This window comes from Pseudoalteromonas rubra (assembly GCF_005887095.1).
GTDB lineage: Bacteria > Pseudomonadota > Gammaproteobacteria > Enterobacterales > Alteromonadaceae > Pseudoalteromonas > Pseudoalteromonas rubra_E.
On sequence record NZ_PNCI01000041.1, the window covers coordinates 42,118 to 64,680 of the forward strand.

21 protein-coding genes are annotated in these 22,563 nt (G+C 47.6%); 12 read left to right on the top strand and 9 right to left on the bottom strand.

All coding sequences use genetic code 11. The annotated features are described in order from the left end of the window. Nucleotides 1-15: 15 nt before the first annotated feature. Nucleotides 16-2,253, bottom strand: a complete 2,238-nt coding sequence (locus CWB99_RS17065) for a putative bifunctional diguanylate cyclase/phosphodiesterase (protein WP_138551206.1) — start codon at nucleotides 2,251-2,253, stop codon at nucleotides 16-18. A gap of 217 nt (nucleotides 2,254-2,470) precedes the next feature. Between CWB99_RS17065 and CWB99_RS17070 the strand changes: the two genes are divergently transcribed. Together CWB99_RS17070 and CWB99_RS17075 are read left to right on the top strand one after the other, a co-directional pair. Then, nucleotides 2,471-3,076, top strand: coding sequence for a chemotaxis protein (locus CWB99_RS17070; RefSeq protein ID WP_138551205.1), 606 nt, complete (start codon nucleotides 2,471-2,473; stop codon nucleotides 3,074-3,076). Further along, complete coding sequence (locus CWB99_RS17075; RefSeq protein ID WP_138551204.1) at nucleotides 3,073-3,804, top strand: MBL fold metallo-hydrolase; 732 nt, start codon at nucleotides 3,073-3,075, stop codon at nucleotides 3,802-3,804. Before CWB99_RS17070 ends, CWB99_RS17075 begins: the two co-directional genes overlap by 4 nt. A gap of 18 nt (nucleotides 3,805-3,822) precedes the next feature. Here the strand turns inward: CWB99_RS17075 and CWB99_RS17080 are convergent, their stop codons facing one another. Further along, nucleotides 3,823-4,173 (bottom strand): VOC family protein, encoded by a 351-nt coding sequence (locus tag CWB99_RS17080; RefSeq protein ID WP_138551203.1) that lies wholly within the window; start codon nucleotides 4,171-4,173, stop codon nucleotides 3,823-3,825. Nucleotides 4,174-4,357: 184 nt separating this feature from the next. On the opposite strand from CWB99_RS17080, the gene CWB99_RS17085 reads away from it, so the two are divergent. The 4 genes from CWB99_RS17085 (at nucleotide 4,358) to CWB99_RS17100 (ending at nucleotide 8,382) form a co-directional block, all read left to right on the top strand. Beyond that, the gene (locus CWB99_RS17085) at nucleotides 4,358-6,142 is read left to right on the top strand and encodes a glycoside hydrolase family 3 protein (protein WP_138551202.1); all 1,785 of its coding nucleotides are present in this window, start codon (nucleotides 4,358-4,360) and stop codon (nucleotides 6,140-6,142) included. Between the two features lie 64 nt (nucleotides 6,143-6,206). Continuing rightward, entirely contained in the window at nucleotides 6,207-7,004 is a 798-nt protein-coding gene (locus CWB99_RS17090; RefSeq protein ID WP_138551201.1) for a D-glutamate cyclase family protein, read from the top strand. 100 nt (nucleotides 7,005-7,104) lie between these two features. Then, nucleotides 7,105-7,836: a 5-oxoprolinase subunit PxpA gene (locus tag CWB99_RS17095; protein WP_138551200.1), complete on the top strand. Its 732-nt coding sequence runs from the start codon at nucleotides 7,105-7,107 to the stop codon at nucleotides 7,834-7,836. A gap of 24 nt (nucleotides 7,837-7,860) precedes the next feature. Beyond that, complete coding sequence (locus CWB99_RS17100) at nucleotides 7,861-8,382, top strand: GNAT family N-acetyltransferase (protein ID WP_138551199.1); 522 nt, start codon at nucleotides 7,861-7,863, stop codon at nucleotides 8,380-8,382. Between the two features lie 56 nt (nucleotides 8,383-8,438). Here CWB99_RS17100 and CWB99_RS17105 read toward each other — a convergent pair whose 3' ends face one another. Continuing rightward, nucleotides 8,439-10,523 carry a beta-propeller domain-containing protein gene (locus tag CWB99_RS17105; RefSeq protein ID WP_138551198.1) on the bottom strand — a complete coding sequence of 695 codons (2,085 nt, stop codon included), beginning with the start codon at nucleotides 10,521-10,523 and terminating at the stop codon, nucleotides 8,439-8,441. Nucleotides 10,524-10,683: 160 nt separating this feature from the next. Here CWB99_RS17105 and CWB99_RS17110 point away from each other — a divergent pair, with 160 nt between their 5' ends. The 4 genes from CWB99_RS17110 to CWB99_RS17125 are packed head-to-tail and all read left to right on the top strand — an operon-like array spanning nucleotide 10,684 to nucleotide 13,998. Beyond that, entirely contained in the window at nucleotides 10,684-11,667 is a 984-nt protein-coding gene (locus CWB99_RS17110) for a MipA/OmpV family protein (RefSeq protein ID WP_138551197.1), read from the top strand. Then, a complete protein-coding gene (locus CWB99_RS17115) occupies nucleotides 11,657-12,055 on the top strand; it encodes a DUF3019 domain-containing protein (RefSeq protein WP_138551196.1) in 399 nt (132 codons plus the stop codon). The genes CWB99_RS17110 and CWB99_RS17115 overlap by 11 nt, the downstream gene beginning before the upstream one ends. Beyond that, the gene (locus tag CWB99_RS17120) at nucleotides 12,055-12,744 is read left to right on the top strand and encodes a response regulator (protein WP_138551195.1); all 690 of its coding nucleotides are present in this window, start codon (nucleotides 12,055-12,057) and stop codon (nucleotides 12,742-12,744) included. The genes CWB99_RS17115 and CWB99_RS17120 overlap by 1 nt, the downstream gene beginning before the upstream one ends. Before the next feature lie 6 nt (nucleotides 12,745-12,750). Next, entirely contained in the window at nucleotides 12,751-13,998 is a 1,248-nt protein-coding gene (locus CWB99_RS17125) for an ATP-binding protein (RefSeq protein ID WP_138551194.1), read from the top strand. Between the two features lie 14 nt (nucleotides 13,999-14,012). On the opposite strand, the gene arfB is transcribed toward CWB99_RS17125, so the two are convergent. The 5 genes from arfB to CWB99_RS17150 form a co-directional block, all read right to left on the bottom strand. Continuing rightward, nucleotides 14,013-14,426, bottom strand: coding sequence for an alternative ribosome rescue aminoacyl-tRNA hydrolase ArfB (arfB, locus tag CWB99_RS17130; protein ID WP_138551193.1), 414 nt, complete (start codon nucleotides 14,424-14,426; stop codon nucleotides 14,013-14,015). A gap of 56 nt (nucleotides 14,427-14,482) precedes the next feature. Then, the gene (locus CWB99_RS17135) at nucleotides 14,483-15,694 is read right to left on the bottom strand and encodes an ABC transporter permease (protein ID WP_138551192.1); all 1,212 of its coding nucleotides are present in this window, start codon (nucleotides 15,692-15,694) and stop codon (nucleotides 14,483-14,485) included. A gap of 10 nt (nucleotides 15,695-15,704) precedes the next feature. After that, nucleotides 15,705-17,033 (bottom strand): ABC transporter permease, encoded by a 1,329-nt coding sequence (locus tag CWB99_RS17140; RefSeq protein ID WP_249331970.1) that lies wholly within the window; start codon nucleotides 17,031-17,033, stop codon nucleotides 15,705-15,707. A gap of 103 nt (nucleotides 17,034-17,136) precedes the next feature. Then, complete coding sequence (locus tag CWB99_RS17145) at nucleotides 17,137-18,405, bottom strand: efflux RND transporter periplasmic adaptor subunit (RefSeq protein ID WP_138551190.1); 1,269 nt, start codon at nucleotides 18,403-18,405, stop codon at nucleotides 17,137-17,139. Nucleotides 18,406-18,763: 358 nt separating this feature from the next. Then, nucleotides 18,764-19,066 carry a hypothetical protein gene (locus tag CWB99_RS17150; protein WP_138551189.1) on the bottom strand — a complete coding sequence of 101 codons (303 nt, stop codon included), beginning with the start codon at nucleotides 19,064-19,066 and terminating at the stop codon, nucleotides 18,764-18,766. Nucleotides 19,067-19,203: 137 nt separating this feature from the next. Between CWB99_RS17150 and nhaR the strand changes: the two genes are divergently transcribed. Both nhaR and CWB99_RS17160 read left to right on the top strand, forming a co-directional pair. Beyond that, nucleotides 19,204-20,118 (top strand): transcriptional activator NhaR, encoded by a 915-nt coding sequence (gene nhaR / locus CWB99_RS17155; protein WP_138551188.1) that lies wholly within the window; start codon nucleotides 19,204-19,206, stop codon nucleotides 20,116-20,118. Next, on the top strand, nucleotides 20,115-20,390 hold the full coding sequence (locus CWB99_RS17160) for a SelT/SelW/SelH family protein (protein ID WP_138551187.1): 276 nt from the start codon (nucleotides 20,115-20,117) through the stop codon (nucleotides 20,388-20,390). The genes nhaR and CWB99_RS17160 overlap by 4 nt, the downstream gene beginning before the upstream one ends. A gap of 93 nt (nucleotides 20,391-20,483) precedes the next feature. On the opposite strand, the gene CWB99_RS17165 is transcribed toward CWB99_RS17160, so the two are convergent. Then, nucleotides 20,484-22,511 (bottom strand): methyl-accepting chemotaxis protein, encoded by a 2,028-nt coding sequence (locus tag CWB99_RS17165; protein WP_138551186.1) that lies wholly within the window; start codon nucleotides 22,509-22,511, stop codon nucleotides 20,484-20,486. Nucleotides 22,512-22,563 lie beyond the last annotated feature (52 nt).

The window sequence follows — 22,563 nt, forward strand, 5'->3', positions numbered from 1 at the left end:
GTGCGTATTTGGAGTTTATGACCTGCTTTTCCGTGTCAGGTGCGCAGCAATGTCCTCTGCGCAGAGCGGCTCGCCCAAATGATAACCCTGCAGCAGGGGACAGCCCATCTCAGTGAGTAACCTGGCTTGTTCAGTGGTTTCGACTCCTTCTGCGCAGCAAACAACACCGAGATTATTGGCCAAAGTAAGTACCGAACTCACCACCCCCGAAGCCTCACCCTCAATCAGTCCCTTTGTTAACCTGGGGTCCAGTTTAAGGACATCAAAACTGAATGCATGCAGCTCACTAATGCTGGTATGACAGGCGTCAAAGTCGTCAATTGCCAGAGTAAACCCTGCCTGACGCCATGCACTAACCACCGAGCTAAGTTCTGCTCCAAGCAACGACAGCTGCTTTTCAGCAATCTCAATTTCTATATGCTGGGGTAATAACCCGTGTGAGGATATGCAGCGTTTAAGCGTTTGCAATGCGTCATCGTGTTGTAGTGTTTTTACTGCAAGATTGATGCTTAACCTGAGCTTGGGATGCAGCGCCTGCCATTTTACAAAGTAGCTTAGCGCTTGCTCCCAAAGCCTGACCTGCAACCTCATCAAAGCGTCCATGTCTGCTATCTCACCGATAAAACGATTCGCTTCGACCAATACACCTTCTCTTTGCCAGCGTGCTAACATCTCTAACTGAACAACCCGGCCATCCGCGGCATTTACAACGGGCTGAAAATGAGGCACAAACTTATCCTGAGATATTGCCGCCAGAATGGCCTGCTCCAGAACCTGATTTTGTTCGGCTTCGTCATCCAGTTGTGAACAGTAAAACTGCATGCCGCCTTTGCCAGATTTCTTCGCCCGATACATGGCACTGTCTGCATGTTTCATTAACACTTCGGCATTGTCACCGTCATCGGGGTATAAAGCCACACCAGCGCTCAAAGTCGCCTGCACTTGAACGCCTTTGATCTCGTACAGGCCGCACACTTTATCAAGCACTTTTTTGATTACACTGCCAACATGCCGTTTATCTTCAATGGCATCGAGCAGCAGCACGAACTCATCGCCCCCCATTCGGGACACGGTGTCACATGCCCTGATAGCATCGGTTAGTCGGTGCGCAATCTGTTTCAGGAGCAGATCACCAAAGTCATGCCCCAATGAATCGTTGATTTTTTTAAACTTATTGAGATCCATAAACACAACGGCAAACTGATGACGGTTGCGCAATGCACGTTTACAAGCCTGAATCAGTCTGTCTTGTAGCAATAGTCGATTCGGCAAACCGGTCAGTGCATCATGGTGAGCCAGGTGATTCATCTTGCGTTTAAGCGCCCGCGATTCAGTCACATCCTGAAAAATCATCACCGCCCCAATCACTTTACCTGCGTTGTTGTAGACCGGAGAGCAGGAATCATCAATCGCAAACTCCAGCCCGAGATGATTTCGAAAACAGGTAGAATCCGGCAAGCTAACCGTTTGCTGGTTGCGCATACAAACCGCCATCTGATCTTCAATGAGCCTGTCACTGCCTTCATGATAAAGCGGCATGACCTCGGTGATAGGCAACCCTTTGACTTCTTCGGTCAGCAAGGCTAAGACGGCCTCGGCGACCGGATTCATAAAGATCACGCGGCTGTCCAAGTCGCAGCAAATTACGCCGTCGCCGATAGAGCTCAATGTCACGGCCAGCAGCTCGCTGTCTGTGTCTGCCTGACCAAGATGAGGAGAAAGATGTAAATAGCGAGCAAGGTGCAGATTACCCTGCTCGGAGCTCTGCAGCTCAAACAACCCCGTAACACGTTCGTTGTGGCCGCTAACCAGCGTCAATTTAACCACCTGGCCATTTTTTGGCTGTTCCAGCCATGCCGCAAGCCTTGCCCAGCTATCTGGTTCAAGCAATTCGTGGAGGTTATAGGCAAACAATGCTGCATGGCTTTTATTCAGCGCTTTGGTCAACCCATCACTCATACTGACTAAGCTTGCATCTGAGCTAAACACAAACTGGTATCCCGGGTTAGCCTGAAATGCCTCCAGATAAAAATGGTGAGCTTCATGATGTTCGTTACTGCGAATTACACCCCGTTTACGATTCAATCCCCACACCACCGAGCCTGCCATCAACGCAAACACACCTCCTATGACCAGCGCAAACACCATAGGGTTGGCCAATAAAATAGTTGGTGATTGAGTTGCTGCGCTTACCTGCCACCCCATGGCAGAGAAACACAGACAAGCTATTGATTGCAACGCAGAGGGTTTCACTCAGGCTCCGGTCATTTTTTATGTCGCACCTGACAAGCTTAGTCGCTATCTCGCTACTTTGGTAATGCTTCAGAGTACTTTTGAAGCCTTTGTTAATGAAAGGGTTTAATGCTGTGGAGATAAATTTTACTGAGTGTGCAATTATGCCGATTTCTGGAATTTCAGCGTATTTTATCCTAGTGTCTTGAAAGCAGCCCGTTGCCAGTGGAGTTTTGCATTGAGTGATAAAAATATAGTAGATGGCTTCATTCGCGTTGCGCGTATTATAGCCAACCTGGATGCCATTCTGGCCGAAGCCAAAAACTTATCATTAACCGCTAAAAATGCACGAGTTGTGGCACTTCGGGCGGGAGATTCTGCATCAGGTTTTAAGCCTATCACTAATTTTATTGATGAGTTCTCAGAGCAAACCATTAAAACCACGACACACATCTCCACATTATCCAACCAGCTGTTCAAAATCGCACTCGAAGCCGTGCGCAGTACACAGTTTGATTTGCATGTTGATCAGGCTGCGGCATTAGCAACCACAGTGCAACTTGCTGCCTTACAGCACAAAGCGAAATTAGAACGGCAGCAACAGACTAAGAAACTCGAAATCGCCCTGCTTGAGCTCGAGAGTTTTTTTGAAGAAATTAACAAACAAATGCGCAGTGCTGAATACATTGCAGTGACCAGTAGAGTTGAAGCATCGAATGCAGGAGAATTCAGTGATAGCTTGCAATCCGTCTCCGACTTTATTGCCAGTGCAGCCAGAACAATCAAGCAATCTGTCACCGTAAACTTAAATGAAATTCATACACTAAGAGGCACCTTGCATTGAAAGCGACACAACTGTTTCAGGCTCCCAGCCATACCTGGTTGATGTTTGGTCGGGATGAAGGAAAACCGGAAAAAATCATAGATACCAACCAATATTTGGTAAAAGGAAAAGGTCAGGCAGTGCTGCTCGATCCGGGCGGCACTGAGCTTTTTTCGCCTATGTTAGCCGCCATATTACAGCATATTGAACTCGAAGAGCTGACAACGTTATTCGCTTCTCATCAGGACCCCGACATCATTTCATCACTTGGGTTGTGGGATAAAGCTCTGCCGAACGCAACCCTGCATGCTCCCTGGTTATGGGAAGGGTTTATTCGTCACTTTGGTATGAACAATATCAGATATCAGGGGATCAAGGATGAAGGCGGGGAGATCCGCCTGAATGACGTCAGCTTAAAGCTGGTACCAGCACATTACCTGCATTCATCCGGAAATTTTCATGTCTATGACCCACAAGCCAGAATTCTGATGAGCGGCGACGTAGGCGCAGCACTGGAAAAAACGGATGCGCCCATATTTGTTGAAGACTTTGGCACTCATGTGAAACACATGGAGTATTTTCATCGTCGCTGGATGCCCTCTAACCGCGCAAAATCAAACTGGATAGCCCGCGTTAAAGAGCTGGATATCGATATTATGGCACCACAACATGGCCGCTTGTTTAAAGGAGACGCCGTCACCGAATTCCTTGAATGGTTTGCCAAGCTGGATGTCGGGATTGCAAGTTAACTGGATACTGGTTTTACGTTATTTGTCGCTCCACACCGCTAATTCGTTACCACTTGGTTCAATGAAATGAAACCGTCTGCCACCTGGAAAGCTGAAAATGGCTTTATTGATAGTAGCCCCAGCTTGCTCTACAGCTTGCTGTGTTTGCTCGAGGTCCTGACTGTAGAGCACCAGTAACGGTGCCCCCTGATCCTGACTTGCAGACAACTCACTTTGAAAAAAGCCCCCCTCCAAGCCAGACTCACTAAAAGCAACGTACTCTGGGCCATATGACTGAAACTGCCAGCCAAATACCGATTCAAAAAATGCCTGTGTCGCAGTCAGATCCGACGCTGCAAATTCTACATAGTTTAAGGCATGGTGTGTCATGGTTTTTCCCTCTTAATTTTTATGATTCTACCTTAATGTTCAAAGCTCGTTCATTGACACCAGTTTGAGATAGCGTACTGAGCTGAATTTGCTCCATCTTAGCGCTATGGCATGATAGAGTGCCAGAAAAAATAGCATATTGACGATGAATACTTTGCTTCGCTTACTTTTAATAGGTTTGCTCATGACCCTGACAACCCAAGGCCACAGTGCCACGGTATCACCGGAATTACGCCCTCTGATTGGCCAAAAACTGATGCTCGATTTGAGATACTTTTGTGAACAAGGCAAAGGAGCCCAGTGCAGAGAGCCTATGACGTCTCTGCCACCGCAGCTAAGAGACATCCTCCGTGAATATCATATCGGTGGGGTGATCCTGTTTGCCGAAAACGTTCAGGAAATTGACCAGATTGTCGCGCTAACAAGCCAGCTGCATGACGCTACTGAAGTCCCTCCCTTTATCGCCATTGATCAGGAGGGTGGCAGAGTTGCAAGAATCAACCGTGCCGAGGCAACCTCATTTACGGGCAATATGAGTATTGGTGCCAGCTATGCGAAACACGGCACCCACTATGCGCATGCAGTCGCTTCTGCGATAGGGAAAGAACTGGCTGTACTTGGGATCAATGTTAACTTCGCCCCAACAGTCGACGTCAATGCCAACCCGGACAACCCAGTCATCAATGTACGTTCATTTGGCGAGAGCCCCGACATAGTCGCAAAGCTTGGAGCCGCGCAGGTTAAGTCATTTGAGCAACAAGGGGTTATTTCAGCCATTAAACATTTCCCAGGCCATGGTGATACCAATGTAGACAGCCACACAGGTTTGCCCCGGGTCAATCACACTCCTGATCAAATTTACCAGCAGGACATCGCACCATTTGCGACCATCATCAAGCAACACCCTCCGGGTATGCTGATGACAGCACATATTCAATATCCGGCTTTAGATGATACGAAAATCCTCAACAAACGTGGTGAGAAAATGCTGCGTCCAGCCACCATGTCACGCAAGATAATGCATGATTTGCTGAGGGGTCAATTAGGGTATCAGGGTGTCACCATCACGGATGCGCTCGACATGGCCGGGATCAGTGACTTCTTTGCTCCTGAGCAGGCAGTCATAGAAACCTTTGCTGCCGGCGTAGATATCGCACTCATGCCTTTTGCGATACGGAGCACAGAAGATATCAGCGCATTCAGGCAATTTATGGACAAGCTTTATCAAACAGCCTCTACCCAGCTAGCGATCTCTGAGCTCACATTATCAGCCAACCGGATCCGTGCACTCAAAGCACGCTTTTTACCCGCAAAACGCCGCTTATCAACCGCCATTGCTAAATCAGTATTGGGTAACCCCCAACATCGCAAAGTAGAGGCCGAACTCGCGCTGGCGGCCATTACCGAAGTGAAAAATGATAATCTATTGCCACTGGCAATTCGCGCGAATCAACACATTCACCTGATCATGCCTGACAAGCAAAAAGCCACCGCGCTTAAACAAGCGTTACAGGCTCACTCGGCACATCCACTCACCGTAACTATGTCTAGTTTACAAGGGTTTAATCCGCAACAAGCAAAGTCAGATATCCAGCGTGCTGACTGGGTAATTGCCGGACACGCCTCCCCGGCACAAAGTGCCGCTGAAATTGGCGGAATGGACGACCTGGCCACTTTAGCCAAATTTGCGGTAAACGCAAAAGCCCAGCCAAAGGCCTTAGAAGAGTTAATGATATTCACCCAAGCGCAGAATACACCGACAGTTTTCATCAGCTTACGCGCACCCTATGAAATCACTCGCTTTGCCCCATACAGCCAGGCCGTACTGGCAAGCTATGCGTATAACGTAGATGTTGAAACCGATCACCGGGTGAGCGGCCCCGCTTACACCGCCCTTGCACAAGTGATTATGGGCAAGGCCAAAGCCAATGGTACGCTCCCGGTCAGCATAGACAAACAGGCAGATTAATCGTATCGGCCTATAATATTGGGGAGATGTTGTTAAATCAGCCTGTTATCTGATGAGGACAAATATGGACCCTAAGGCATCACTCACTGCACCCAACGCTATTCGCGCCATGATCCGGGCCGGAGATTACTCCGGCCCAACTAATGGCTTTGTTCCCGGTTTTGCCCAATGCAATATTTTAATCCTGCCTGAAGCCAATGCGTTTGAATTTCAGACCTACTGCCAGCACAATGCTGATTGCTGTCCACTGTTGGCAAGCAGTATTTCGCCTGGCTGTTATCACCTGGACCAACTGGGTCAGGATATTGATATACGTACAGATATTCCACGTTATCGAATACTCAAACAAGGACAGCTAGCCGAAGAAGTTTCTGATATTACGCATCTGTGGCGGGATGATTTTGTCGCCTTTGCGCTGGCCAGTCATCTGGCATTTGACACTGTTTTACACTCTTTTGGCATTGCCAGTCCACTTGCTAATCCAACTCACTCTTTACCAATGTATATCAGCAATATCGACAGCCATCAGGTCGGGCCGTTTGGTGGGCCAAAGGTGGTCTGTATGCGTCCGATGAATAAGCCGACGTTGATCCGTGCAATTCAGGCAGGCTCGGTGAGTCGGGTGCCTCACGGTATTCCTGTTCATTTTGGTGACGCCGGCGAAATAGGAGTTACTAACCTGAGTAAACCAAACTTTGGCGAGCCACTCTGCATTAGCTCGGGTGATATCCCCGTCTTCTGGACCACCAGCTTAACTGCGCATCTTGCCATCACCCGGGCAGCACCCGAGTGGTGTATTATCAACAGTCCACAACACCTGCTGGTGACTGATAAAGCAGACCTCAGCCTTGTGATCAGCTGAATTCAGCTTGAGGACTCTGCTCATTTCTGTCTGCTGATACCCTAACCTTCAACCTTGATCCGTGTTAAGGTTCAGTAAAAACCAAACAAAAGAGCAACTCATGCTGTTAAATTGCGATTTAGGCGAAAGCTATGGCGCCTGGAAAATGGGCTTGGATGATCAGGTTATGCCTCACATTGATCTGGCCAACATAGCGTGCGGATTTCATGCCGGCGACCCAAGTGTTATGGCATCTACTTTGACGCTTGCCAAAACGCATAAAGTCGCTATTGGCGCTCATCCCTGTTACCCGGACCTGCAAGGGTTTGGACGCCGCTCAATGACCCTTAATGAGCATGAGCTGATCAATACCCTGCATTATCAAATTGCGGCACTGGAGGGTATGGCCCGCGTACACGACATGACGCTGCAATACGTTAAACCACACGGTGCACTGTACAACGACATGATGCGCGACGAAGGTATACTTGTTCAGGTACTTAAGGCAATCTCATTGTACCCTTCACAGCTCAAATTGATGATTCTGGCAACGGCAAAGCAAGAACATCACCTGGGTCTTGCGTCACAATTTGGTGTAGAGCTGCTGTTTGAGGCCTTTGCAGACAGGCTATACACAGACGAAGGACTGCTAAGCCCTCGCGCGCAGCCCAATGCAGTGCATAATGAAGCCCAACTTCTGGCGCAGGTTAAACAGCTGATCACCCAGGGCACAGTTACGACGGCCAGCGGCCGCTCATTGCCGCTCAAAGCGGATACACTTTGCGTTCACGGTGATAACCCTGACAGCATTGCGCAAATTGTCGCCATCAGAGCACTACTTTTTCACACCTAAATAATAATTCATAAGGACAATGTTGTGATAGAAACCCCAAGACTCTTACTCAGACCTTTGACCAGTGATGACTGGTCGTTTTTTCTCTACCTTCACCAGCAGCCTCAGGTGATGCGATTTATTAAAGACCTGCCGGGGCAAGATTTTATTCGTGGCCAATTCAACCGCCGCCTGCCTCGCTGGCGAAAACAACAAAATCACTGGCTAACAATGGTGATTGAAGACCGTCAATCAGGGACACCTATTGGATTGCATGGCTTTCTGTGTAACTGGGTGCCCTTCCAACAGGCAGAACTTGGCTTTATGCTTGATCCCACACATCAGGGGAAGGGATACGCCAAAGAGTCAACCAAAGCAGTCATTGAATTTGCTTTCAACGAGTGCGGCTACCATAAACTAACGGCAACCGTAACCGAAGGCAATGAGCCCTCTTTTAACTTACTGACCAAGTTAGGTTTTGAGCACGAAGGCACACTAAAAGACAACTACCTGCTCGGTGGAAAGTGGTGTAATGACCAAAAGCTTGGCTTGATCACGCCATACTAAATGCAAATGACGCAGCCGGAACAAGAACCCGGTTGCGTCGTTTTTGCCGAGTTACATTAAAATGGCCCTGTCGTATCTTGTGGCGTTTGCCACAGACTTGACCAGACAAAATTGCCATGCACGTAGTAAATATGATCGTCATGTATCACGCTACGATCATCTCCTGACCAAACATAACCCTGAAGCTCTGAGTCCGATTGCGGTTCAATAACACTACTGCCCATATACTGTAGCTTTGGCGTTTCACCACTGTGCACTTCGAATGCAGCTAATTCACTGCGTCGATACCAGGTCACACTATTGTCGCTCTCATCCTGAGTGAGCCAGCTTTCTACAGGTAACGTCATTCTGAATACCTCTTCACTGTGCTTTATGTAGCTAAATGCATGATAATCAAACTCTACTGGGCTATATCCGCCGGGAAATACTTTTTCCTGCAGCAAGGTTGGCGCGCCAATGTCGCTGACATCAAAAAGGCTTACCTTGGCGCCTATCTGATCATCACTCTGCGCGACAGGGTCGATAAACCAATCCTGCACATTCTGACCAACCCCAACCAGCAGAGTGTCTGAAACCGGGTGAAGGTATGCTGAGTACCCGGGTATTTCCAATGCACCGGTTATTTTAGGGTCATTTCGCTCGCTGAGATCGAGCACATACAGAGGATCAATCTGACGGAATGTCACGATATAGGCTTTATCACCAAAAAAACGCACCGCATAGATATCTTCCTCCACCAAACCATTGTCAGAGACTTTTCCGATTGGCGTGGATCGAGTGTCGTTGGGCAACTGGCTGATGAGTGCCAGGTTATCGCCTTGCTTCTCCAGTATATACAGTTTGTGCACCATACCATTTACCTCGGTGAAGCGTGACGTTACTACACGCAGCAAATCATTGTGTTCGCTAAAGCGAAGGTTGGTATTTCCACTGCCTAATCGGCCGGCAACTCTGCCTGATGCACTGTAAGTCACGGCATTTTCTGTCAGACTAAATTGGTGCATAACTGTCTGGGTTGTGTCCTCAAAAGTCAGGTGCTCTGGATCGTAATAATAACCGTAGAGGTAGAGGTTTTTCTGTGACATATAGATCCCCTGCGTTCGACTTGCAATACAGGTGGAAGTCAGGGAGTCGGGATCGCTTAGTGACACACGCGTTACTGAGGTAATTTGATGATAACCATTAAGCTCCGATGCTTGTTCCGGTACAAAGCAAGTTGCGGGGTCTATCATTAGTTTTTGTGTTCCGGTCTTGATATCGGTCACTTTGGGTAACAGCTCGGAGATATCCGTCGCTAGTATTTTCTGGTAGTTAGTCAGGTTAAGATCTTCTCCTTGTTGCTCAAAACCATCAAAACGCGCAGTAAATTCACTAACCAAATAAAGCGAGTCACCTATAACGCGCGAGTCCACCAGCTCACCATCAAAGCGTAGCTGATGCGTAATATTACTCTGTGTGGGATCTTTAACATCAACACGTACCAGCGTAATACCTAGCTCTGCCGGATAAGGCATCACTGCAATGGAAAGGGCTCCATCAATACCAGGCTCTACCCCGAACATGCCACCCTCGTTACTGAGTACGACGGCGAGGTTATCCTCCTTTAAATAAAGGCGTTGATTAAAATAATAATCCCTACTGGTTATCAAGCTGGAAAGTGGCGTAAGCTCTCCCGCTTCTCCGCGTTTCAGAATGCGTACAGACTGCTGGTGCTCTCCTTCTGCCGCCTGAAAATCCGTCGTGTTGGCAATATACAAGTAGTCACCGTCATACTTGATCCGGTCACCCTCATTGACTGCCGATTCCTGTACATTGGTGGTTGAAAAAGTAGGAGATTCTCCAGAAGTTGGAGACGTGCCTGCTTCGGAGCCGTCTGCTACATCTGAAGCACCTGATGTCCCCTGAGATAGATAAACACCATTTTTAAGATAAGTTGCAAAGTCCTCTGCACTGGCTTTTCGTAACTTTTTCGCACTGGCCTCTCCAGTAGATAAGTCAGGCACTTTATCGACTGGAGTTTGACCTCCCCCATTGCCTGGACCCTGGCCGGAAGAATTACCGTCGCTCCCCGAACCACATGCACTGAGCAACGCCAGCGAAATCGCGGCTGCAGTGAGTTTGAACTGACTAGAATTAAACATTGGTTGTCTCCTTGGGATTAAGTATGTGTATAACCATACCTGTTTGTAAAAGAGTTGCTGTTACTCCAACCTGTGTAAATGTTATTTAATGTAACTCTTTCTGGTAATTAGTAATTTAATTGGTAAAGTACCACTGTGCAAAATAGGGAGCAGTGAGAAAGTGAAACGTCTGTCAGGTGTGATTGGTCCAATGTTGTTTAGCAGTGTAGCTTTTGCTAACTGCGACACACAACCTGAAAACTGCATTGAAGTCTCACAGTGGGAGGTTTCAGTGGCAGTAGGGGCCGGTGTTGCGACTAACCCCCTTAAAGATGGAGAACACTCACCACTTATCGCATTACCTTATGTCCGCTACTATGGTGATCGCTTCTTCCTTGATAATACGGCAATTGGTTACACATTCATCAATCAGCAGTCATTCGACGTCAGTTGGATTGCAGAGCTTAACTCAGAGCAGGCATTTTTTTCCCGTTCCCGACCTGGTACCCTGTTACGCTCAAACACACTTTCTCCGGACATCAGTGAACGAGTAGATTTTCCTGAGTCCCGGATCCCTTCCGGTGATGGTGACGTAACCCCTGATAACGGCGGTAATATTAGCCAGCCCAATAAAATCAGCGGCTATGTTCCAGTCATAAACAGTGACCACACTCCAACAAAGACCAAGCCACCCTCCTTAACCTTTGAAGACCTGGCTAAGCGAAAGTGGGCAATAGACAGCGGCATACTTGCACACTGGTACATCTCTGAGCAACACAAGCTAACGTTACGTTTGCTACACGACATCAGGGGGATTTATAAAGGGTTTCATGGCTCACTGGGCTATAGTTACAAATTACCTTTTGGTCACCCAAAATATGCGCAATTACAGCTTAAGTTGGGTATAGACTACAAAGATGCGAAATTGGGGACTTATTACTACGGCATCACAGACAGAGATACCGAGCTCACACATTTTCACTATCAGGTAGATAGCACCGTCAATCCCTATATCGGTATCGCTTATAATCATAAACTCACTGACAGCTGGCAGCTTAAATTCACCGCAAAACATCAATGGCTTGGTTCAAGCATCGCAGACAGTCCAATTATAGAGGAAGGCTATACCACATCAGTCTTCGTCGGAGGCCTTTATGCGTTCTAGGCGTCTTCAGTACGGCCTGCCTGTTGGGGTGCTTTTATGGTGCGCCGGCTCTGTACAAGCGAGCGAAGAACCACCACCATTGTTTGAGATTAAACCACTGGTATGTATGGTTAAGACACAAGGCCAAACCTGCCAAATGACCATCCGAGTAAACTGGCATCACTCAGAGCCAGAAAACCTATGCTTATACCAGGAAAATAAGCAATTGCATTGCTGGCAAAGCAGCAATCAGGGAACAGCTAAACTGGCAGTTAAACTTGCGCAAAATATGGAGTTTAGCCTGAGAAATTCAAAGCAGCATACGCTTGCCAGGAAGACAGTGAAAGTCAATGCCGTGGTTAGTACCAAGTACCGTAGGAAACTGAAAACCGATTGGAGTTTATTCTAATGACCAAAGTCATTCTGGTAGAAGATGATGAAAGACTCGCTCAACTTACCGGGCAGTTTTTACAAAGTAACAATTACAATGTCACCCTGATCCATGATGGCGCTCTGGCTCCAGAAAAAATCGTGCAGGAGCAGCCTGACGTGGTGATTCTCGACATCATGTTGCCCAATCTTGATGGCTTTGAAATATGCCGTAGGATCCGACCAGATTACTCAGGGCCTGTCTTATTTCTAACCGCAAAGGACAGCGATTTCGACCATGTCCGAGGACTGGAAATTGGTGCGGATGACTATGTAATTAAACCCGTTGAACCCTATGTACTGCTGGCCCGGCTGAACGCTTTGTTGCGCCGTCAGGGTAAACAGACTGATAACACAGATACACTGACCTTAGGCCAGCTTCACATAGATAAAGCAGCCAGAAAAACCTATCTCAGCGAACAAGAAATCGAACTGACCAGTTATGAGTTTGATCTCCTGTGGGAGCTTGCCAGAAACGCGGGAGAGACCCTCAGTCGTGAACACATATATACTGAGGTTGTTGGCAGGCCTTACGATGGCTTAGATCGTAGTGTAGATGTACGGATCTCCAGGTTGCGTAAAAAGCTCAATGACAACCTGGAACAACCCTACCGACTTATTACCGTTTGGGGCAAAGGCTACTTGTGTTCTAAATCTGCATGGGAATAATACACTGTGCTGCGTTTGCTAGTTAGCCTATATATTGTGGTATTTGCCAGTATAATTGCAATTAATCAGGGCAGTGAGGCTATCTGGCGTAACTGGGTTGAGCAGGCACCTGATGACTTACGTCACGCAAAGGCGGTCGCCAAGCACTACAAACAAGCATTAACGCATCTAAACGAAGAAGATTTGGCATCGTTTTTCAATACTCAAACACAGTTAACCGTGTTTCCGTACGAAGATGTTGCCTGGTTACCTGAGCAGCTGGCAGCACTCAAAAACGGGGAGATAATCACCTCTTTTGACGACTCTGGAAACGCCCAGCTCTTATTCGTAGTCAATAGTACATCAGTTGTTCAGCTTGGTCCTTTTGCACCAGCGCAATCCGCGACAACAAAGCAATACACAATTAAATTTCTTTCTTTTTCCTTATTGGCACTGTTACTAATACTTTGGCTCAGACCTCTTTGGGTAGACCTGGTGCAGCTCAAGCGCACATCCGAAAAACTCGCATCAGGCTCTCTTGACCTCACTCCGACTCGCTCGCGGTTTTCTGCAATTTATACCCTGACCCAGCAAATAGAAAAAATGGCGCTGAAAACCGCCAGCCTGATGAGTAACCAAAAGCAGCTTGTTAATGCTGTCTCTCACGAACTCAGAACCCCTCTTGCAAGGCTAAAATTTGCGCTGGCCATGCTAGCTCCCAAAGACCCAGAGCAAGTCGCGGCTATGGAAGAGGATGTGACAGAAATGGAAGTACTGATTGACGAGATGCTCAGTTATGCACGGCTAGAGTTTACTAATCAACAACTCCATATGCAAAGGTGCGACCTGGCTTCTCTGGTCCAGGACCAAATTGATAAACTTAGGCGTACAACTGACAAACACCTTGTCACCGATATCACATCAACTATTCCAGTAAAGTGCGATCCACATCAGTTATCCAGAGTGATACAAAACCTACTGCAAAATGCAGACAAATATGGCCAAAGTACAATCAAAATCACCCTGACAATGCAACAGGGAATAGCGCAGTTTTCAGTAGAAGACGATGGTCCGGGCATTCCTGAGTCCAAACGCGAACAAGTATTTCAGCCATTTTCCAGACTGGACAAAAGCCGGAGTAAAGAAACCGGCGGATTTGGCTTGGGGCTGGCCATTGTCAGTAAAATCCTGTCCTGGCACGACACCATTTGTCAGGTTGGGGAGTCTGATCTCGGCGGGGCTAAATTTACGCTGGCGTTGCCCACGGATTGCTGACTGGCTCAGTGATATTAGAATTTAACCGACCCGCGCATCGCTTTAGTCTGGGCCCGTTTACTTTTACTGTCCAGGCGTTTGCGCTGAGAACTGCGTGTTGGTTTAGTGGCCCTGCGCTTTCTTTCTACCTTAATGGCCGCGAGGATCAATGTCTTTAACCGCTCTAATGCATCCTCGCGATTCTGTTCCTGAGTGCGAAAACTCTGTGCTTTAATGACAATCACGCCTTCCTTACTGATCCTGCTATCTTGCAAGGCCAGTAATCGCTCTTTATAGAAAGCGGGTAAGGTTGAACGTTTAATATCAAACCTCAAGTGAATCGCAGAGGAAACCTTGTTAACATTTTGCCCACCAGCTCCCTGTGCCCGGATCGCTGTCAGTTCAATTTCCCAAGCAGCCAGTTCAACATTATTTGATAGCTTTAACATAGTTACCACGATTTGCTTCTATAGCCGCTATCATAACAATTTGCGCACAGGTGAGTCTATCTCAGTTCCCCAAAGCGGGTAGTGATCGCTGGTGATACGCTGGCGGCACGAAGAGCGGGTGCCAGCGTTGCAGTCTGACCGAGCAGTAGCATACACGCCCCACCGATAACCAGGAATTCTACAGGCACAACAGCAAGTTCAAACCAATTACTAAATTGCACATTAAGCAGCATGGCCGCGATACATCCCAGACCGATACCCACTGTCGTCAGAAGCGCATTTTCCAGCATAAAATACCCAACTATGTGCCCTTTTTGTGCTCCAAGAGCTCGCCGGATACCTATTTGCCTGCGACGCCGTGTAACAGCAAAACGTGCCTGACCAAATACGCCCAGCGCCGTAACCAAAGACAAACAGACAACGACCCACAGCAGCGTCATACTGGCCGAATACTCGGCCTGATAGCTTTGCTGCTTTACTTGTTCAAACGTTTGTAATTCTTCAACTTTTCTTCCATGACGACGCATAAGATAGTCAACCGTTTGTGCCATAGCCTCTGCCTGCTGGCCTGGCTCAGTACGTATCAGATAATGAACATACTCACTGGTCTCTATAACTTGTGCAAGCACGCTGTGTTCCACAACGGCCCAAAAGCTCCAGGCAGCGTGCAAGGTTTTGACGACCCCTCGCACCTGTTGTGGTCGTTTGTTAATATAGACGGTCTGCCCTACAACCTGACGCCAATCATCGGGGTAAAGTGCCTGTGCGAGCGCTTGTGTAATGATGATCTCAGTTGCGACTCGAAACCCGTCTGTTTCTGCAAACAGCGGTGCCTGTGAAAAGCCTTCACCCGCAACCAGCTCTAACCCCATCGTCTCAAGTAATGTGTTGTCGCCTCCATAATAACCGCTGAGGGTATCGTACTCGCTGTCGGCCTGAGTCGCCACTTCCAGAAACCGTCCCCAGCCAGTCAGAGGTACCCCGGATGTAACTGACGCAGAAGTGACGCCTGGCAAATCATTGATTGCTAACAAATCCTGGTCAATATCCGCAGCCCTTGCCGTAGCGTCTGAGGGCAAATTAGTTAGCACATAAAAGGTATGTTGTTCATCCAATCCACTTGGGCGAGATAATAAACTGTGCTTGTGCAACGCCATATAGGCAGCATTCACTAAAATCATAAACGTCAACGCTATTTGCAACACAAACAACAGAGGTGCAGTGCGACTATAATTCAACGTTTTAAGGATCGGTAACAGGTCTCTCATGATTGCCCCTTTACACACTGTTAAGCTGACTGGCGGGCTCAATACGGCTAGCACGAATCACGGGTAACAAGCCAAATAATACGCTGGCAGATATCGCAATTAAGGGGGTTAACACCACAATAAACAGATCCATTTGCATCAGATCGCTACTCAGATGCTGATAAACCTGGCTACACACCTTCAGTCCCAGCTGTGCCAATATCAACCCAAGTACGCCCCCAAACGTCCCCAGCAACAGGGTTTCAATACTGAACTGATTAAATACCTGCCGTTTGCTGGCACCAACGGCACGGCGCAAACCCACCTCCAGGGTTTTAGTGTGAAACTTCGCCATCATCAGGTTGGTGCTATTAAGCAGACACAGTATCAAAAAGCACAGTGACAGTCCCAATGCCATATAGTTGTCTTGAGAAATGGCTTCACGCTGGGTCAGATATTCCATAGGAGTGCTCAGCTTATTGATGATTTTGCGTTGAAATCGCCCTGATGCACGTTGCTCCTGAACATAAGAATACAGAAACTCTTCATACGCAAGGCGCTCAGAAGAGCCATTAAGCTCGACCCAGAAGTACACCCAGACACACTCCGAGGACAAGAACGCTTCGAATGAGCTGTCTTGGGGATCACGCCAACACTCAAAAGCTTGTAAATTCGACGACCACAGCTCGTTACGCACTTGCGTCTCAAAAGGAATAAATACATCTCTGGGCTTGCGAAAAGCACGCATCGCTTCGCCGTAAAATCTTGGCAGGATGGGCCAGTTGTCCAGAACAGCCACAACTCGGTATTCCAGCGAGCCTAATCGAATAGATTGCCCAACTGAGTTTTGTCCGTTAAATAGTCGCTGGTTCACATCTGCACTGATAACGGCAACCAGCTCTCCTTGCCTGTCTGCTTCAGCCGACCACGGACTGCCAAATCGAATTGGCGCGTTAAATGCGCTAAAAAAGTCCCGGCTGGTCGAGCGTACTAATGTTGTTTTTGCGTCTGAGTCAGCCTGCTGTGGCAATTTAAGTTGATCTCTGTAACCACTGATAGGAACATGGCGTTGCGCCTGGTTGGCGTGCCATAAGTTTTGCATGTCCTGATAGGTAAGGTAAGGAGGAACTCGTTCATCTTCTCCCTGACTGTAATAGGCTTTTTGAGGGTCCCAACTATTGAGCTGAACCAGATAAAGAGAGTCGGCCTTGCCTGGCACGGGATCTTTGTTCATCATATAGCTGATGGTGTAGGTGATCATGGTTGCGGCAATCCCAACTGCAATCGTGACCACAATCAAGGAACTTAATAGTGGAGTCTGTTTGAAGCTTATCCAGGCCAGTTTGAAATAATATCTCATCAGCATGCTTCCTCCACATATTGTTACGCTTATTAACCGCGCAGGGCTGGCGCGAACATTGTTTTATTCGTGCTTCGTTTTGTTCGCCCTTCTGCATATATTTTTACTGAACGACCCTCACACGCTCCGCACTATTAAACATGCGGGTGTCAGAGATAATGACGGTATCACCGACCGCCAATCCGGACAGTACCTCAACCTGTCCCAGACTTTTCGAGCCAAGACTGATCGGTTTTTTCACTGCACTGCCATCATCAAGTACATAGGCATACTTACCACTGTAAGCATCGACAAACTGGCCACGAGGTAAATAGGTCACACCTGACTTTTCTTCCAACACAATACGACTAGTCAAACGTTGGTTTTGCCTGAGGCCGGTAATATCTGTTTCTTTGAAGCGTATCTTGCCTTCGACCTGTCCACGTACAATCTCAGGTGAAATGGCAGTCAACTCGCCAGCATATGCCCGACCATTCAGTGTAATTTGTGCTGGCATGCCCAACGCCAAATCATCCGCATAGTTTTCCGGGATGTTGACCTCAACCTCATAGTGAGATAAATCCACAACACTCAGCAGAGGCTGGTTTTTCGCAACCGAATTCTTCTGATCAACACTCAGGTTGCCGACAATACCATTCACCGGAGAGCGAATTTCCAACGATGCAACGCGTCGCTGCAACTCATCAACCAGCACCTGTTGTGCTTGCAATTCAATTGCACGCGTCTGGATCTCAAATTTCTGGCTTTCTTTTAATAAAGCAACTTCTTTGACTGCAAGGCGGTGTTCTCGCTGCGCATTTTCCAGCTCATCTTTGGCTTTTTGATAATCAATGTCGCTGACAACCTGGTTCTTCTTACCTTCTTCATTACGGCGCATTTCTCGCTTTGCTGCGTTTAATGCCACCATGGCTTTACCCAGGTAGTTTTCTTGTGCAAGATCTTGTTTCTTCGCCTGAATTTTTTCCCGCTCTAACTGAGTGCCCAAACGGGTTAACTCAGCTTGCTCTTGCGCCAACAAGCTCTTAAGTTCGGGGCTGTCTATCTGGGCCAGCGGTTGGTTAATTTCGACAGAATCTCCGGCAGTCACAAGGTAAGTAACAGTCCCTTCTGCCGGGCTATATAATGTGGGCCTGCGCGCTGCGATTACCCTACCCTGGACTGAGATATCCCTGACAAATTCACCACGGCGCACTTGTGCAACGTGGATATTGTCCATTCTGACAGCGCTCTCACCACTTGCCCATGCAAGTATTTGAGGAACAACAAAATATAATGAAATAATTACACCAGCGATGATCAGGAAATAGCGTTTATAGTTATGTTTTTTCTCTAATTGGCTGTCCTGAGCACTGGTATCATCGATATACTGCATCTACTACGTCCTTGAAAATAAAAAGTGTTGATCAATACCGAGTCTGAAAATAGCAAAAATCAAACTAAATGTCACCAAGAATAAACATTTTATTAATATTTTCCTCGTGTAAAAATTTGTTTTGGGAACATTATTTACCTTATATGGTTAATTTACATACAGAGTGTTAGGCCCAAGGTCAGGGATATCACGTGAAGGGATTGAGTTAAGGGGGGTAAAGCGCGGCCTCCATGCCGCCGCAAGTGCTTGGGAATAACTGTAAATACTGCATAATCGTAATCTAAACTGGACGCCACCTCCTATTTTGCACAGTTAGGGTCAAATAATTTATCTACTTTGTTAAAAATACTGTTCAGCCCTATGCGGCTCTGTTGAACTGGCGTGCTAACAACAGCTCACTGTCGCGTAACGCTCGTTTGATCACCTGCATCATGTTCTTGCCTTTTGCCCGAACAGAAACACTCGGTAATCCGGGCAACAACACTTCCACCTTACAGATCGTCAGCATGCCGTGACGCTGACAAGGCTGCTCATCCACATCTATCCGCACTTTGCGAATATGGGCCGCATAACGCATAAATTTGTTCGTTGCTAATCTGGAGAGTTGCGACTTAGTCGCCTCTGCAATGCGCTTTCCCGTTGCTCTGAAATTCAGTTTCATAATGCCATCAACCTCTTGAACAAAGCCAGTCAACAAATGGAGTTGAACTCATATTGTTGCGTCGTTGAGGTTAATCTACTAATGTATTTAAAAAGAAAAAAGCTGATAAATTCTTAGCGAAACGTCGAATATTACGAATGATTACAAACATAAATTATAACCACCTGTACTACTTCTGGCAGGTAAGCCGCCACGGCAGTATCGCTGCGGCTAGTAAGATACTACACCTGACACCTCAGACCATCAGTGCTCAGATCACCAGCCTGGAGCAACGCCTTGGCAAACAATTGTTTTTAAGAGAAGGGCGAGGACTAAGGCTGACCGAGTACGGACAACTGACACAACAATATGCGGATGACATGTTCGCCATAGCCGAGGAGTGGCTGGAAACGACCAAAGGTGATCTCGCATCGATTAACCGAACGCTAAAAGTGGGCATTTCAGATGCTCTGCCAAAGTCGCTGGTATCAAAATGGCTCGCCCCTTTAATTGACAATGAGCGGATCTCAAACCTCCACTGCATTGACGGGCAACAAGCAGAGTTACTGGCGCAAATGGCCACACATAAACTGGATCTGGTATTGGCAGACAAACCGTTAGACGGTGATACACCATTTAAACTCTTTTGCCATGAAATAGGGAAAAGTCAGATCGGGTTTTATGGCGCGAAACACACTCAGGCCATAACCAGCGATAACTTTCCAGCCGCGCTCGCCGAGACGCCCATTATTTTACCAGCAAAAAACAGCCCGGTGACCAGTGCAATTCAGTACTGGCTTAATGAGCAAAAAATCGAGATTTCGGTCGCAGGCCATGTAGATGACAGTGCATTGATGAAAGCGCTTGGTCAACAAGGGTTTGGTGTATTCCCTGCGCCTTTATCTGTACGTGACGAAATTGAACGTCACTACGACGTGAGTTTTATCGGTGCAATCGCCAACGTTTACCAGAACTATTATGCCTTTACACCAGACAGGCTCATCAAAGATTCGATTTACTCGGAGTTTGTGCAACATGCCCGGGGGATTGACGATAGCAAGGAATTGACGTGAATAAACCTAAAATAGCCATTCACTATTGTGTCCTGTGTCAGTGGTTGCTGCGCAGTGGCTGGCTTGCCCAGGAGCTGCTATCTACCTTCTCTGACGAGCTGGCAGAGGTCGCACTGGTTCCGGCCAGTAAGGGAGTCTTTAAAATCTATTACAATGACACCTTAATTTGGTGTCGCGAGCGCGATGGCGGATTTCCTGAAGCAAAAATATTAAAACGTCGGGTACGAGACCAGCTTGATCCTGAGCGCTCAATGGGCCACATTGATACTTAGGTCATCATAACCCGACGATTCAAAGGGCCGTATAATTCAGTTACTGGCAGAGTTAATCCCACTAAAGTGGTTATGTCTTCATGCAGTTTGATATTAAAGCTTAAAGCGTTCAATTAACTGGGTTAACCTGGCCGCAAAGCCGCTCAGTGACTCGCTGTCTTTGGCCATAAACCCCATTTCCTGCGAGTTACGAGAGGCTGTTTCCTGCACTTCTTTCATCAGGTCTGCGATGCGCTCACAGTGTTCGGCCTGATGATTTGCAGCATCCAAAACCTGCTCACTCAATACCGTCGCTTGTTCAATCGCGTCACTGACTTGTGACATATTACTTGCCAGCACTTCACTTTGCTCTGCGCACTCCTGTACATCTTGTTGTCCGCTTTGAATTAAAGTCGCAGTCGAATGAGTATCAGCTTGCAAAGCCGCAATCATTTTGTTGATCTCCTGGGTCGCATTTTGTGTGCGAATAGCCAACTGCCTCACTTCGTCTGCCACCACTGCAAACCCTCTTCCCTGCTCACCGGCTCTGGCTGCTTCAATGGCGGCATTGAGCGCCAATAAGTTCGTTTGCTCAGCGATTGCAACAATGGTATCCAGGATTTGGCCAATACTTTCGCTGTGGTTTCTAAGTCCGTCCATCGCACTGACCGACTCAGCCATTCTGCTATTGAGCGACATGATCTTCTGCTTATTTTGCATGACACTTTGCGTTGTTTCGTGATTCAACGACTGGGCGCGCTTGAGCCCGGCCACGCCATGCTCAGATTGTTCCGACACATCCACTGCGCTGCGGGCGATGTTCGATGCAATACTGAGTGCGTTGCCGGTACGTTCTACCTGAGCAGTTGTTCGGGTAGTTAGCGTCTGACTACGTTCCAGCGATGTACCAGCGAGATTTTTTAATTCATGTACCTGGGTGTCGATCTCTTCAAGTAGACCACTCAAATTTTGCTTTACCTGATTAATGTTGTCAGTAAGCGTGCCAAACTCATCATCCTGACGCTTAACAATTTGTCGAGAAAAATCGCCACTTGCAATGTATCTGAGCATCTTGTTTACTGCAGCCAGTGGGATCAACATCGCGCGGCTGGTAGACAGTGCAATCCCGATTGCAAGCACTGCAAAAACTATTACTAACAATATGGCCGCATTTTTAGACTGCTCGATAATCAGATCGGACTCCTGCTGATAAAGATCAAACTGGCTCTGCGCATGGCTTTGAATACTGTCAATCTGAGAAAACAGCGTCTGATATGCTTGCTCTGCTTGCTGGTAGCTCTGTATCGCCATTTTCTGCCCTTCATGACGACGACCCAGAGCCTGATACAAAGTTCCCGGCGCTTTAAGCTGCTGAGTTATTTTTCCCCATGCTGGCTCAAACTGCTGTAACAGAGGCTCTACGGGTAATCCGACAGACTGGCGTTTTAGATAAGTAAAATTGTCACTGATGTTGTCTACTATGAAGCCAACATCTTCACGGTGAGTGGCAAAGCCGTCAGGCCCAACCTGTGCAAGCGATTGCACATTATTTTCCAGTGTAAACAACAGATCGTCTATCCTGATCCCAGTTCCCGCCACTTCGTCTCTTAGTCGGCTGTTGGGTGTTTCTATCAGTTCAATATCCAACATTGCCGAGCCAGCTGTGTTTCTTTGTTCAAAGAACTCTGTAACGCCTCGCTGAATATGAGTTGCTGCCTGAAACTGACTCAGTCGTGCTGTAAACAGGGCCTCTGATAATTGCTGTAACTCTGAGCGGATCCGATTTACTTCTCGCAAAGGTTGCGTCAGCCGTGGATTGTCTTTAGCACGCGCCTCTAAATCAGCCAGTAACAATTGAGCCCTATCTTCCGCCTGACTAAACGCCAACTGTACTTGCCTGACACTACTTTCATCGTCCGCACTGTATGTTTTTGAAACCAGGTTTCTAATTCTTAGCTGTTGTTGCTGAAACTGTTCAGCGGCATGCAAGATAGGCTGGGCGGTGTCGGTTACTTTGTGATTGGCATGCTGAATTTCCAGCAGTGCCCAGTATGCCAGCCCACTGGCAATGACCAGCAACATACCGATCCCCCCGAAGCCCAGGGTAATTTTGTGTTTTATGGAAAGCTGCAACGGCAACATGGCTATACCTTCCTTTACTGCCGTCTCAGTTTTTCCTGGCGGCAACGCTAAA